Annotated in this window: 8 protein-coding genes, 4 tRNA genes and 3 rRNA genes; 6 read left to right on the top strand and 9 right to left on the bottom strand. The window is 56.4% G+C overall.

Features of this window, described 5'->3' with window-relative positions:
- Positions 1 to 41: 41 nt before the first annotated feature.
- Positions 42 to 779 (bottom strand): glutathione S-transferase, encoded by a 738-nt coding sequence (locus tag ACEW7X_RS05370; protein ID WP_202969527.1) that lies wholly within the window; start codon positions 777 to 779, stop codon positions 42 to 44.
- A 98-nt stretch (positions 780 to 877) separates the two neighbouring features.
- Here ACEW7X_RS05370 and ACEW7X_RS05365 point away from each other — a divergent pair.
- A tRNA-Asn gene (locus ACEW7X_RS05365) sits at positions 878 to 953 on the top strand.
- Between the two features lie 212 nt (positions 954 to 1,165).
- Positions 1,166 to 1,241: transfer RNA gene (locus tag ACEW7X_RS05360), tRNA-Asn, on the top strand.
- A gap of 93 nt (positions 1,242 to 1,334) precedes the next feature.
- Here ACEW7X_RS05360 and ACEW7X_RS05355 read toward each other — a convergent pair.
- The gene (locus ACEW7X_RS05355; protein ID WP_193755166.1) at positions 1,335 to 1,601 is read right to left on the bottom strand and encodes a nuclear transport factor 2 family protein; all 267 of its coding nucleotides are present in this window, start codon (positions 1,599 to 1,601) and stop codon (positions 1,335 to 1,337) included.
- An 84-nt stretch (positions 1,602 to 1,685) separates the two neighbouring features.
- On the opposite strand from ACEW7X_RS05355, the gene ACEW7X_RS05350 reads away from it, so the two are divergent.
- Together ACEW7X_RS05350 and ACEW7X_RS05345 are read left to right on the top strand one after the other, a co-directional pair.
- Positions 1,686 to 2,078: a TetR family transcriptional regulator C-terminal domain-containing protein gene (locus tag ACEW7X_RS05350; RefSeq protein WP_130486792.1), complete on the top strand. Its 393-nt coding sequence runs from the start codon at positions 1,686 to 1,688 to the stop codon at positions 2,076 to 2,078.
- 5 nt (positions 2,079 to 2,083) lie between these two features.
- Complete coding sequence (locus tag ACEW7X_RS05345) at positions 2,084 to 2,437, top strand: GNAT family N-acetyltransferase (protein ID WP_420177711.1); 354 nt, start codon at positions 2,084 to 2,086, stop codon at positions 2,435 to 2,437.
- Positions 2,438 to 2,472: 35 nt separating this feature from the next.
- Here the strand turns inward: ACEW7X_RS05345 and ACEW7X_RS05340 are convergent, their stop codons facing one another.
- From ACEW7X_RS05340 to ACEW7X_RS05315, 6 genes are all read right to left on the bottom strand, one after another.
- The gene (locus ACEW7X_RS05340; RefSeq protein ID WP_372726478.1) at positions 2,473 to 2,658 is read right to left on the bottom strand and encodes a transposase; all 186 of its coding nucleotides are present in this window, start codon (positions 2,656 to 2,658) and stop codon (positions 2,473 to 2,475) included.
- 143 nt (positions 2,659 to 2,801) lie between these two features.
- Positions 2,802 to 2,914: ribosomal RNA gene (rrf, locus tag ACEW7X_RS05335) — 5S ribosomal RNA — on the bottom strand.
- 199 nt (positions 2,915 to 3,113) lie between these two features.
- Positions 3,114 to 5,996: ribosomal RNA gene (locus ACEW7X_RS05330) — 23S ribosomal RNA — on the bottom strand.
- Positions 5,997 to 6,288: 292 nt separating this feature from the next.
- A tRNA-Ala gene (locus ACEW7X_RS05325) sits at positions 6,289 to 6,364 on the bottom strand.
- A gap of 31 nt (positions 6,365 to 6,395) precedes the next feature.
- Positions 6,396 to 6,472: transfer RNA gene (locus tag ACEW7X_RS05320), tRNA-Ile, on the bottom strand.
- A gap of 125 nt (positions 6,473 to 6,597) precedes the next feature.
- Positions 6,598 to 8,132, bottom strand: a 16S ribosomal RNA gene (locus ACEW7X_RS05315).
- Together the 16S, 23S and 5S rRNA genes with 2 tRNA genes alongside form the textbook arrangement of a ribosomal RNA operon.
- Before the next feature lie 1,268 nt (positions 8,133 to 9,400).
- Here ACEW7X_RS05315 and rng point away from each other — a divergent pair.
- Positions 9,401 to 10,864 carry a ribonuclease G gene (rng, locus tag ACEW7X_RS05310; protein ID WP_068373788.1) on the top strand — a complete coding sequence of 488 codons (1,464 nt, stop codon included), beginning with the start codon at positions 9,401 to 9,403 and terminating at the stop codon, positions 10,862 to 10,864.
- A 248-nt stretch (positions 10,865 to 11,112) separates the two neighbouring features.
- Positions 11,113 to 11,505: a hypothetical protein gene (locus ACEW7X_RS05305; protein ID WP_420177710.1), complete on the top strand. Its 393-nt coding sequence runs from the start codon at positions 11,113 to 11,115 to the stop codon at positions 11,503 to 11,505.
- 137 nt (positions 11,506 to 11,642) lie between these two features.
- On the opposite strand, the gene msbA is transcribed toward ACEW7X_RS05305, so the two are convergent.
- Complete coding sequence (msbA, locus tag ACEW7X_RS05300) at positions 11,643 to 13,370, bottom strand: lipid A export permease/ATP-binding protein MsbA (protein ID WP_253596960.1); 1,728 nt, start codon at positions 13,368 to 13,370, stop codon at positions 11,643 to 11,645.
- Positions 13,371 to 13,489: the final 119 nt, after the last annotated feature.

Below are 13,489 nucleotides of genomic sequence, written 5' to 3'. Positions count from 1 at the left end.
AGCCGTTGGCAGGGCTGCCCCAAGGCAAGCGGCGGCAAACATCAGCCCGGTGCCAGCAAGCTGCGCGTGGCACGCTGATCCGACAGCCATTCGCCCGCCTGACGGGCGCGCTCTTCGTGGGCGGACTCCCTCAAGGTCTCGGAAAGCGCCTCCACATACCAGATCCGCATCGACGCCAGCGCCCGCAAACGGGCCGCATACTCATCCGCCCGTGCCGAACGCAGGCTCAATCCGTAAGTCTGCAGGCTGAATGCCAGCGGTGCATAGCAGGCATCCACCGCACCGAAGCGGGGCCCGGCCAGGAACGGCCCCCCAAAGCGGTCCAAGCCCTCGCACCACAACTCTGTGATACGCGCCAGATCCTGCTCCAGGCCTTCGCCCATCTGCCCCAAACGCACTTTGATGCCGCAATTGAACGGGCAGGCTTCCTTCATTGCAACGAACTCCGCGTGCATCTCGGCAGCGGCGCAGCGGGCCCAGGTGCGAGCTTCCAGCCCATGCGGCCAGACATCCGGATGGCGCTCCGCCAGGAATTCAATAATCCCCATCGAATCCCAAACAACCAGATCGTCATCCACCAGGCAGGGCACCTTCCCCGTCGGTGAAAAAACGCGGAACGCATCATAGCTGTGAACGCCGGAAAACGGCGCCTGCCGCTCTTCGAACGGGATGCGCAACTCGCGCATCAGCAGCCACGGCCGCAGAGACCAGGAGGAATAATTTTTGTTGGCAATATATAGCTGGTACATAGTCGCCCACGCTTCGCTGCATTGCAGCATAAAGGGCTTCCATTATGTCACCAGCACGAATTTTCTACTGTTGGGGCGAACGCGACTTGCACTTTATAAAAAAAGCATGCTATTATCTTTTTCTCAATTCCCCGATAGCTCAGTCGGTAGAGCGACGGACTGTTAATCCGCAGGTCCCTGGTTCGAGCCCAGGTCGGGGAGCCAAATTCGAAAAGCCCTTTGCAGCCACTGCAAAGGGCTTTTTCTTTGCCCCCTATCAATGAGAAACGCGGCACCATTCAGCGGAGGGCAAGGCATCGCCCACCACGCCGTGCCCTCCCCGCCAGCAATGGCGTACCATCAGATGGATGGGATCAAAAAAAACGGCTCACACCTGGCAAAAAAACGAGAGTCGTGCTAATATCGTTTTCTTCAATTCCCCGATAGCTCAGTCGGTAGAGCGACGGACTGTTAATCCGCAGGTCCCTGGTTCGAGCCCAGGTCGGGGAGCCAAATTCGAAAAGCCCTTTGCAGCCACTGCAAAGGGCTTTTTCTTTGCCCGTCCAGCGTTCGGCAGCGTACAAGCGCTACGTCACACAACAGGAATCAGCGGCATGCCTGCGCGACTGCATGGCTATCCTCAAAGAGACGCACGCGCGTAATGAGGCCACGCTCGACCGTGAAATCGAAAATGAATTCCGACTCGATCAGTTTTCCTGTGCGCTTCACTCGGGACGCCAACTCACCAATGCCCAGCACCCGCGTCCCCTGCGCCAGGGTGTCTTTCAGCTCGAAACGCTCGGAACTGATCTGGGTGCGCAGTTGCGCATAGAAGGCTGCCACACTGGTGGAACTGACGGCAGCCGCCGGCATCGCACCGCCCAGCTTCTACGCGGCATTCGGCTCGAAAGCCGCCGCATTCTGCGAAGCCGTCGACCACTGTGGGCAAATCCCCCCATGCTGGCCCTGGAAAACGCACCGGATTTGCGCCTGGGACTCCAGGGCATGCTCGAGGGCAGTATAGAAGTTGCCCTTTCCCGGCGGCCTGGTGGCTATCTGCTTGTCCTCGGCGCCGTCGATGATCTGCCGGACAATACTATCGCCAGACAGCACCTGTTAGACGCACGCCGCCAAACCCGCGAACTCATCAACACCCGGCTCAAACGTGGCCAGGCAGAAGGCGAGCTTGACCCCGATACCGACACAGAGCAAATGGCAATGTTTCTGCACGGCGTAATGCAGGCCATTTCATTCCAGGCACGTGATGGCGCATCCAAACAGGCATTGAATTCATTGATCGAACCCGCCCTCAGGGCCTGGCTATCAGTGGGACGCTCCGGAAAACCGTAAGTGACATGCAGGGCATCACGGAAGCAAGTTGGCGGGCAGGTGTCGAAAGCGGAGAACTGATTGGCCTGATCGCCTGGGCTGGCACACGCATGGCCGGTTACTGCTTTGCTGACAGAAGCACAGGCGAAATCATGGTACTGGCTTTGCTACCGGAAGACGAAGGCCATGGCCTGGGTCGTTTGCTGCTGAGTCAGGTCGTGGAGGCCTTGCGGCACCTGGGCAGGCAAACCCTGTTCCTGTCCTGTTCCAGTGATCCCAAGGTACGTTCCTACGGTTTTTACCGTCATCTGGGCTGGGTGCATGACGGCGGCACCGATGAAGCCGAGGATCACATTCTGGTGCTGAAGCCCGCAGGCTGAGGCAGGCAGGCGCCCCGATGACGTGGGCGCTGCATTCAGGCTGTCTTTATGTATTCCCCGACCCAACGTCGTAGCAGATTGGCGTTCAATCCGTGGGCCAACGCGATCGAGGCAATCGACACATGCGACTGCAGACACTGTATCGCCAAGTCACTTTTGTATTCCGCCGTGTACCGCCGACGGCGTCTCGGGCCAGCCCCGATCTGTTCCGCAGAGTGCATACTGCTCCGCCGGCACAAGGTGGGTTCGCCGGACGGCTACTCTGGAGACACACGCCACCCGATGTTCGCTGCGATGGAGAATTCCGGTTCCCCAAAGACAAAACCCCTCTCTGCGTGTGCAGAGAGGGGTTCTGAGGATAAGAGCTTGACGATGACCTACTTTCACAGACGTCCGTCCACTATCATCGGCGCGAAGGCGTTTCACTGTCCTGTTCGGGATGGGAAGGAGTGGTACCACCTTGCTATGGTCGTCAAGCGTAACTGTTTGGCTGGGATGGGGTTTAGCCATCCTGGCCCAATTCGGAAGAAACACACGGTGCGAGAGTATAACTCATCGCACACTTGAGGTTGTAATTTATTTCGTTGGCCTGGCTGCTGACGGAGCAGCCAGGTTTTGAGTTTTGAACGGCACTTGTCATACAGACGTTAGCAGGTTTATTAACCGCCATCGTTATAGGATCAAGCCGCACGGGCAATTAGTACTGGTTAGCTTAATGCATTACTGCACTTCCACACCCAGCCTATCAACGTCCTGGTCTCGAACGACCCTTCAGGGGGGTCAAGCCCCCGGGATACCTTATCTTCAGACGAGTTTCCCGCTTAGATGCTTTCAGCGGTTATCTCTTCCGTACTTAGCTACCCGGCAATGCCATTGGCATGACAACCGGTACACCAGAGGTACGTCCACTCCGGTCCTCTCGTACTAGGAGCAGGCTCCGTCAAGTATCCAACGCCCACGGCAGATAGGGACCAAACTGTCTCACGACGTTTTAAACCCAGCTCACGTACCACTTTAAATGGCGAACAGCCATACCCTTGGGACCGGCTACAGCCCCAGGATGTGATGAGCCGACATCGAGGTGCCAAACACCGCCGTCGATATGAACTCTTGGGCGGTATCAGCCTGTTATCCCCAGAGTACCTTTTATCCGTTGAGCGATGGCCCTTCCATTCAGAACCACCGGATCACTATGTCCTGCTTTCGCACCTGCTCGACTTGTCAGTCTCGCAGTTAAGCACGCTTATGCCATTGCACTATCAAGACGATTTCCGACCGTCTCTAGCGTACCTTCGAACTCCTCCGTTACACTTTGGGAGGAGACCGCCCCAGTCAAACTGCCCACCATGCACTGTCCCCGACCCGGATAACGGGCCAAGGTTAGAACCGCAAACAAACCAGGGTGGTATTTCAAGGTTGGCTCCGGCGAATCTGGCGACTCGCTTTCAACGCCTCCCACCTATCCTACACAGATTTGTTCACAGTCCAATGCAAAGCTACAGTAAAGGTTCATGGGGTCTTTCCGTCTAGCCGCGGGTAGATTGCATCATCACAACCACTTCAACTTCGCTGAGTCTCGGGATGAGACAGTGTGGCCATCGTTACGCCATTCGTGCAGGTCGGAACTTACCCGACAAGGAATTTCGCTACCTTAGGACCGTTATAGTTACGGCCGCCGTTTACCGGGGCTTCGATCAAGAGCTTGCACCCCATCACTTAACCTTCCGGCACCGGGCAGGCGTCACACCCTATACGTCCACTTTCGTGTTTGCAGAGTGCTGTGTTTTTAATAAACAGTCGCAGCCACCGATTCTCTGAGACCCCTTCACGCTTTGCACGCAGGTGCATCACGCTACAAGGGCATACCTTCTCCCGAAGTTACGGTATCAATTTGCCGAGTTCCTTATCCCGAGTTCTCTCAAGCGCCTTGGAATATTCATCCCGTCCACCTGTGTCGGTTTGCGGTACGGTCTCGTATAGCTGAAGCTTAGAGGCTTTTCTTGGAACCACTTCCAATCACTTCGTGAAACAAGTTTCACTCGATCCACACCCTTGAATTACGCGCCCGGATTTGCCTAAGCGCCTTCTTCGATGCAGAAACAGGGACTTCCAACACCCTGATGACCTTCCGCGATCCGTCCCCCCATCGCACTATACGACGGTACTGGAATATTAACCAGTTTCCCATCAGCTACGCATCTCTGCCTCGCCTTAGGGGCCGACTCACCCTGCGCCGATGAACGTTGCGCAGGAAACCTTGGACTTACGGCGAGGGGGCTTTTCACCCCCTTTATCGCTACTCATGTCAGCATTCGCACTTCTGATACCTCCAGCAGCCTTTACAAGCCACCTTCGCAGGCTTACAGAACGCTCTCCTACCGCGTATATCTAAGATATACACCCGCAGCTTCGGTTTATTGCTTAGCCCCGTTACATCTTCCGCGCAGGACGACTCGATCAGTGAGCTATTACGCTTTCTTTAAAGGGTGGCTGCTTCTAAGCCAACCTCCTGACTGTCTATGCCTTCCCACTTCGTTTCCCACTTAGCAATAATTCGGGACCTTAGCTGGCGGTCTGGGTTGTTTCCCTCTTGAGTCCGGACGTTAGCACCCGGTGCTCTGTCTCCCGCGCTGTACTTGCCGGTATTCGGAGTTTGCCATGGTTTGGTAAGTCGCCATGACCCCCTAGCCATAACAGTGCTCTACCCCCGGCAGTAATACGCGAGGCACTACCTAAATAGTTTTCGGAGAGAACCAGCTATTTCCAAGTTTGTTTAGCCTTTCACCCCTATCCACAGCTCATCCCCTAATTTTTCAACATTAGTGGGTTCGGTCCTCCAGTACCTGTTACGGTACCTTCAACCTGGCCATGGATAGATCACTTGGTTTCGGGTCTACACCCAGCGACTGAACGCCCTATTCGGACTCGCTTTCGCTACGCCTCCCCTATTCGGTTAAGCTTGCCACTGAATGTAAGTCGCTGACCCATTATACAAAAGGTACGCAGTCACCCCACAAGGAGGCTCCTACTGTTTGTATGCACACGGTTTCAGGATCTATTTCACTCCCCTTCCGGGGTTCTTTTCGCCTTTCCCTCACGGTACTGGTTCACTATCGGTCGATTACGAGTATTTAGCCTTGGAGGATGGTCCCCCCATCTTCAGACAGGATTTCACGTGTCCCGCCCTACTTGTCGTACGCTTAGTTCCACAGTATTGATTTCGTGTACAGGGCTATCACCTGCTACGGCTGGAGTTTCCAATCCATTCCACTATCATTACCGCTAAATCGTACAGGCTCTTCCGATTTCGCTCGCCGCTACTTTCGGAATCTCGGTTGATTTCTTTTCCTCGAGCTACTGAGATGTTTCAGTTCACCCGGTTCGCTTCTCTGCACCTATGTATTCAGTGCAGGATACTCCTTGCGGAGTGGGTTTCCCCATTCGGACATCTACGGATCAATGCTTGTTTGCCAGCTCCCCGTAGCTTTTCGCAGGCTACCACGTCCTTCATCGCCTGTAATCGCCAAGGCATCCACCATGTGCACTTAGTCGCTTGATCCTATAACCATGTCGGCTATAGGCTATGCTGTATGCGATTGTGCCGTTCATTCAAAGCAACTTCGATTTCTCGAAGTCTTGAGAATTGAACTTTTCGATTTTGCAATCACAACCCGTATCTAAAATTTCATCGCTTGCGCGATTCCATGTTAAACACTTCTCGTTGTGCTTCTTCCAAATTGTTAAAGAACAAAACAGCCGTCAGGTCTAAACCCAACGATCAACACACTCGCGTGCGCTCACCGTTGAACTCAAATCCGATAAGTTTGTTGTTTCCAGGGCAAACCAAGGTTTGGTGGAGGATGACGGGATCGAACCGACGACCCCCTGCTTGCAAAGCAGGTGCTCTCCCAGCTGAGCTAATCCCCCAATCCACAGCATCTTCATACTGCAAAACCGTTGGTGGGTCTGGTTGGATTCGAACCAACGACCCCCGCCTTATCAAGACGGTGCTCTAACCGACTGAGCTACAGACCCTAAACCTTAGAGTCTGTACCGGAGCAGAACCAGGAAGGTGACTTCCCATTCCTCTCCTGCTACCGACTCATCCTAAACAACAACCGATAAGCGTGGACGCTTTCGCTTCGTGTACATATGCTCTTAAAGGAGGTGATCCAGCCGCACCTTCCGATACGGCTACCTTGTTACGACTTCACCCCAGTCATGAATCCTACCGTGGTAATCGCCCTCCTTGCGGTTAGGCTAACTACTTCTGGTAGAACCCACTCCCATGGTGTGACGGGCGGTGTGTACAAGACCCGGGAACGTATTCACCGCGACATTCTGATCCGCGATTACTAGCGATTCCGACTTCATGTAGTCGAGTTGCAGACTACAATCCGGACTACGATCGGGTTTCTGAGATTAGCTCCACCTCGCGGTTTGGCAACCCTCTGTCCCGACCATTGTATGACGTGTGAAGCCCTACCCATAAGGGCCATGAGGACTTGACGTCATCCCCACCTTCCTCCGGTTTGTCACCGGCAGTCTCATTAGAGTGCCCTTTCGTAGCAACTAATGACAAGGGTTGCGCTCGTTGCGGGACTTAACCCAACATCTCACGACACGAGCTGACGACAGCCATGCAGCACCTGTGTTCCGGTTCTCTTGCGAGCACTCCCAAATCTCTTCGGGATTCCAGACATGTCAAGGGTAGGTAAGGTTTTTCGCGTTGCATCGAATTAATCCACATCATCCACCGCTTGTGCGGGTCCCCGTCAATTCCTTTGAGTTTTAATCTTGCGACCGTACTCCCCAGGCGGTCAACTTCACGCGTTAGCTGCGCTACTAAGGCCCGAAGGCCCCAACAGCTAGTTGACATCGTTTAGGGCGTGGACTACCAGGGTATCTAATCCTGTTTGCTCCCCACGCTTTCGTGCATGAGCGTCAGTGTTATCCCAGGGGGCTGCCTTCGCCATCGGTGTTCCTCCGCATATCTACGCATTTCACTGCTACACGCGGAATTCCACCCCCCTCTGACACACTCTAGCCCGGTAGTTAAAAATGCAGTTCCAAGGTTAAGCCCTGGGATTTCACATCTTTCTTTCCGAACCGCCTGCGCACGCTTTACGCCCAGTAATTCCGATTAACGCTTGCACCCTACGTATTACCGCGGCTGCTGGCACGTAGTTAGCCGGTGCTTATTCTTCAGGTACCGTCATCCACCCGAGGTATTATCCCGGGCGATTTCTTTCCTGACAAAAGTGCTTTACAACCCGAAGGCCTTCATCGCACACGCGGGATGGCTGGATCAGGGTTTCCCCCATTGTCCAAAATTCCCCACTGCTGCCTCCCGTAGGAGTCTGGGCCGTGTCTCAGTCCCAGTGTGGCTGGTCGTCCTCTCAAACCAGCTACGGATCGTCGCCTTGGTAGGCCTTTACCCCACCAACTAGCTAATCCGATATCGGCCACTCCAATAGTGCAAGGCCCGAAGGTCCCCTGCTTTCTCCCGTAGGACGTATGCGGTATTAGCCACTCTTTCGAGTAGTTATCCCCCGCTACTGGGCATGTTCCGATATATTACTCACCCGTTCGCCACTCGCCACCAAGGAGCAAGCTCCTCGTGCTGCCGTTCGACTTGCATGTGTAAAGCATCCCGCTAGCGTTCAATCTGAGCCAGGATCAAACTCTTCAGTTCAATCTCTGTTGTTTACATATACCTTCCCGTTTCCGGGACGGAAATATGTCGCTTTGCTTTCAAAGGAAGTGAGGTATAAAACCTTACTTCTTTCGTAGGCACTTGATAATTTTGGCATTCCCATTGCTGGGATCGCACACTCATTCCAAGCGCCCACACTTATCGGCTGTTAAGTTGTTAAAGAGCAGTTACTGCAAATTCGGTACTGAACTACTGAACTTCCTACTGCATCGCTTTCGCGTTTCGCTGATTTGCATCAGCAGAGAAACGAGATTATGAAGCAGTTTTTCAGGTTTGTCAACTCAGTTTCGTTTGCCACTTAACGGCTATCCACTGAATCCCCACTTGAAAAACGCCGCCTGGGTAAACCCACCAGACCTCGTTTCCGGCCGCTTATCAGAACCACCCGCTAGGGTTAACCCTGAGTTACTAAGCAACCGAGCTAGAAACTTTAACATGAAGTTTTGAAGCTTGTCAACACTTGCTGAACCCTTCTTCAAAACCCTGCCGAACCTGCTTCCCGCACCGCCTGGCCGTCCTCAAGGATCAAACCTCAGCGCCTGAAAACAAACTCCGTTTCCGCCCCCGTCGAACTCCGCTTCGCTTTCCGAAGAATTTGTTGCGTCGCTCAACAGAAAACGAAATATAGCACGCTTTTCATCACCGTGTAAAACTTTTCGAAGAAAATCTTTCTCCTCCCGCTGAAAACGGGAAAATCTCTGCGTTTATATCTACCAAGAGCGGCTCGCCAGCCCGTCGCGCCCTGGATTCCGGAGCTTTACGCCGAGACTCAGACGGTCGAGCATCCTCTGCGGCCAACACTGGCCACGACTTCATTATGCGCATGTGCTTGTTCGAGAACCATGCGAGAAAACCCAAAGACACCGGACAAGGGCTTACCCTCGTTCCAACCGTAGCCACCGGCGTCGCGACACCACGCCCTCCTGCCCGGCCATACATACGCAAATCCGCCATCGGGCATAGAATGCTTGCATCCATTGTTATTGAACCATCAGGATCGCAGGCCTCGCCGTGGATTGAACCCGGCGTCCGGCATCTCTATATATAGAAGGCAGTCCTGGCGGGCGCGCCCGCCAGGAACAAGGACAGGACAATGATGCGGCGGATATGGTCAGCGCCACGCCCCATGCACTGCCTGCCTTCTCTATATATATGCAGGCGCCCGCCGTTCGGCATCGCCGGAGCCGCCTCACCAGCGGCGCCGGGATTTCCCACCGCGCAGCCCCAGGCCACACCCGAGCTTGCCCATGACTGAAGACATTCTTATCAACGTTACGCCTTTCGAAACCCGAGTTGCCATCGTCGAACAAGGTGCCGTGCAAGAACTGCACGTCGAACGCAGTATCCAGCGCGGCCATGTCGGCAATATTTACCTGGGGCGGGTCAACCGCGTCCTGCCGGGCATGCAAAGCGCATTCGTGGACATCGGACTGGAGCGCGCTGCCTTCCTGCATATTGCGGACCTGCGCGAGAACCGCCAGGAACGCACCCAGGGCCAGACCATCACCCCCATAGAGAAAATCCTGTTCGAGGGCCAGACCATCATGGTCCAGGTCATCAAGGACCCGCTGGGAACCAAGGGCGCCAGGCTGTCCTCTCAGATCAGCCTGGCCGGCCGCATGCTGGTGCACCTGCCGCATGATCCGCACATTGGCATTTCCCAGAAAATCGAATCACAGGAGGAACGCAAGCGCCTCAAGCAGCAACTGACGGCGCTGCTGCCCGAAGACCCCCATGGCGGTTTCATTCTGCGCACACAGGCCGAAGGGGCAACCGATGAAGAACTGGCCGCCGACGTGGAATACCTGTTGAAGCTCTGGCAAGGCATCCAGCAATCGGCCCGCAAGCAGGGCGTGCCTTCGCTGTTGCACCAGGACCTGACACTGGCTGAGCGGGTACTGCGCGATATCGTTACCCCAAATACCGGCAAGATTCTGGTGGACTCCCGCAGCACCAAGGCAGCGATGACCGACTGGGCGCAGGTCTACACGCCCGCGCTGACCGACCGCATCCAGCATTACAGCGGTGAACGCCCCCTGTTCGATACCGCCAATGTCGATGAAGAAATCGCCAGGGCGCTTTCGCGCCGGGTAGACCTGAAGTCCGGCGGCTACCTGATCATCGACCAGACCGAGGCACTGACCACGGTGGACGTCAATACCGGCAGCTTCATCGGCGGCCGGAACTTCGACGACACGGTATTCAAGACCAACCTGGAAGCCGCACGCGCCATTGCCCGGCAATTGCGGCTGCGCAACCTGGGCGGCATCATCATCATCGACTTCATCGACATGGATGATCCTTCGCACCGTGACATGGTGCTGCAGGAACTGCAAAAAGCCTTGTCGCGCGACCGCACTCGCATGACCATCAACGGCTATACCCAACTGGGCCTGGTGGAAATGACCCGCAAGCGCACGCGCGACTCGCTTGCGCACCAGCTCTGCGAACCCTGCCCGGTTTGCGAAGCCCGGGGGTCCGTGCGGACGGCCCGCACCATCTGCTATGAAATCCTGCGTGAGATCCTGCGCGAGGCGCGCCAATTCAACCCCAAGGAATTCCGCATCGTGGCCTCACAGGCCGTGATCGACCTGCTGCTGGAAGAAGAGAGCCAGCACATGGCTATGCTGGGTGATTTTGTCACCAAGCCGATCTCCATGGAGGTCGAACCCATCTACCCCCAGGAAAAGTACGACATCATCCTGCTCTGACGCGACCGGCGGCCAAGCAGCTGCCGCCGCTGCCCTGCCGCCCCCAACACAGCGGCGGCAGGAAGCGTGCATGAACCGTCGTACAGCCTAGCCCACCATCCACCCGGAACAACCTGGCTGCCCGCCGTCCGGATATCCACCCGGAGCAAAGTGATGCCGGTGATTTTTTGAAATCCACGGAATCACTTCATCGCAATTCGGAAATGGTCCGTTCCTATAATCCGGCGCACCAACCAAAGGAATCCCACATGAAATCAACCTTGCTGGCCGCATCCGGCCTCGCCTGCCTGCTGCTGACCGCGCCTGTGATGGCCAGGGATGGCGCCTGCATGATCGAGGGTTCTTTCAACCTCCTGGGCCAGGTCATCAAATCCAAGGACTGCGTGCAGTCGGACCCGGCAGAAGACGAAGCGGCATTCAAGACCTCTTGCGAGCAACTGGCCAACACATCGGCCGCCATGGGCGGCGAGGCAGGAAAAATCACCTATCTGGAACAGTGCCCGACGCCCGCGCAAGGCATCTGCCAGGACCTGGCCGGACTGAAACGCGGCGCCTATTACTATGAGCGCGCCGCCGACGACCTGGCTTCCCTGCCTGCCAGCTGCGCGCAACTGGGCGGCCGCTGGAAAAGTGGCAAGTAAGGCCAGCGTATCTCCTTACCGGCAATAAGAACGGGCCGGGCAGTGATTCACTGCCCGGCCCGTTCTTTTGGGAGTCTCGGTGCAACAGCTGCTTGCCGGACAAGCCGGGCCATGCTGCGCCCGGCCGCCCATTTCTATCAGCTCCCCCTGAACTGCATCTGGTACAGCGCGTGGTACAGGCCGTCCGGGCTGCGCATCAGCTCGTCGTGGCTGCCGCGCTCGACAATACGGCCTTCATCCAGGACCAGGATGATGTCGGCGTTCTGGACAGTTGACAGCCGGTGTGCGATCACCAGCGTGGTGCGGTTGCGCATCAAGCGCTCCAGCGACGCCTGCACCTGGCGTTCTGCTTCGTTGTCCAGCGCCGAGGTTGCTTCGTCCAGGATGAGGATGGGCGCATCCTTGATCAAGGCGCGCGCAATTGCCAGACGCTGGCGCTGGCCGCCAGACAACCGTACCGCATTGACGCCAACCTGGGTATGGATGCCATTGGGCAGGCGCTCGACAAAGTCCAGCAGGCTGGCCGATCGCAAGGCTTCGCGCACGGTTTCATCGGTACTGGAAGATGCCACTGCACCGTAGGCCACGTTCTCGGCAATGCTGCCATCGAACAGCACCACATCCTGGCTGACCAGGGAAATCTGGCGCCGCAGGCTGGCCAGCGTCAGGTCGTGGATTTCCTCGCCATCGAGCAGGACGCTGCCGCCAGTGGGTTCGATAAAGCGCGGCAGCATGTTCACCAGGGTAGTCTTGCCGCTACCGGAACGGCCGACCAGCGCAATGGTCTTGCCGGGCTCGGCCACAAAGGAAATATCCTGCAGGGTTTCACGATCGGTATCGGAGAACCGGTGCGACACGCCACGGAATTCAACCCGGCCGCGCGCCTGTTCCATGACTTTCTTGCCCTGGTCCTGCTCGACCGGTTCGTCGATCATCTGGAATACGCTTTCCGCCGAGGCCAGCATTTTCTGCATACCGCCAGAGACACGCGTCAGCCGGCGCACCGGATCGAAAATCTGGGCCAGGGCCGTGATGAAGGCGGCAAAGCTACCGACAGTCAAAGTGCCCTGGTTGGCCTGGTGCAGCGCCACGGCTATCGCCCCAGCCACGGCAACCGCCACGCACATCTGCGTGACCGGGGTCATGGCGCTGTCTGCGGTTGCCGAACGCATCGCAAAACGGCGCAGGCGGCCATTCACATAACCGAAGCCCTGGCGGGCGCGCTCATAGCCATCAAACAGCTTGACGACACGCTGGCCGGCAATGGTTTCGCTGACCACATGGGTCAGCTCGGCATTCATGTTGACGGTATCGCGGTTGATATGGCGCAGGCGGCGGATGAAGGCACGCGACACCTGCACGGCTACCGGCAACATGACCAGCACGATCAGCGACAACTGCCAGGACATGTAGAACAGCACACCTATCATGGACAGCACGATCAGCGATTCGCGGATCAACACTGTCATGACACTGGTGGCATAGCCCGTGACGTTGCCGGCGTCGATCGTGAAACGGTTGAGCAGACGGCCGTTCTCGCCTGCGCGGAAAGCTTCGTCCGGCAAGCCCAGCAGACGCTCGAACATGTCGCGCCGCAGCCCCAGCAGCACGTTATTGGCCACCCAGGCCAGCAAATAGTCGCTGAAGAAGCTGAGCACCCCGCGCACGGCGATCATCGCAATGACCAGCAGAGGGAAAATCCAGATATAGTCAGGATTGCCACCACTGAAACCGTCGTCGAGCAAAGGTTTCATGATGAGCGCCAGCGCCGGCTGCGTCAGCGCTGCGCCTGTCATCAGCGCGATCGCCAGCGCCAGCCCCTTCCAGTATTGGCCGACCCTCGCGTAGATCCGTCCCCATAACATGCGCTCTTGAGACACGGTTTTACCGGCACGCGCGGGTTTTTCTTTCGATTTCAATGCAGACTCGCTTCCAAGGCTGAATACAATGTTGGAAGATTGTACCGTCACCACCTGTTTTTCCT

Origin of the sequence: Kerstersia gyiorum (assembly GCF_048595715.1) — a bacterium.
Taxonomy (GTDB): Bacteria; Pseudomonadota; Gammaproteobacteria; order Burkholderiales; family Burkholderiaceae_B; genus Kerstersia; species Kerstersia gyiorum.
The sequence above is the reverse complement of the archived record's forward strand: the minus strand, read 5'-3'. Positions and strand labels throughout refer to the sequence as shown.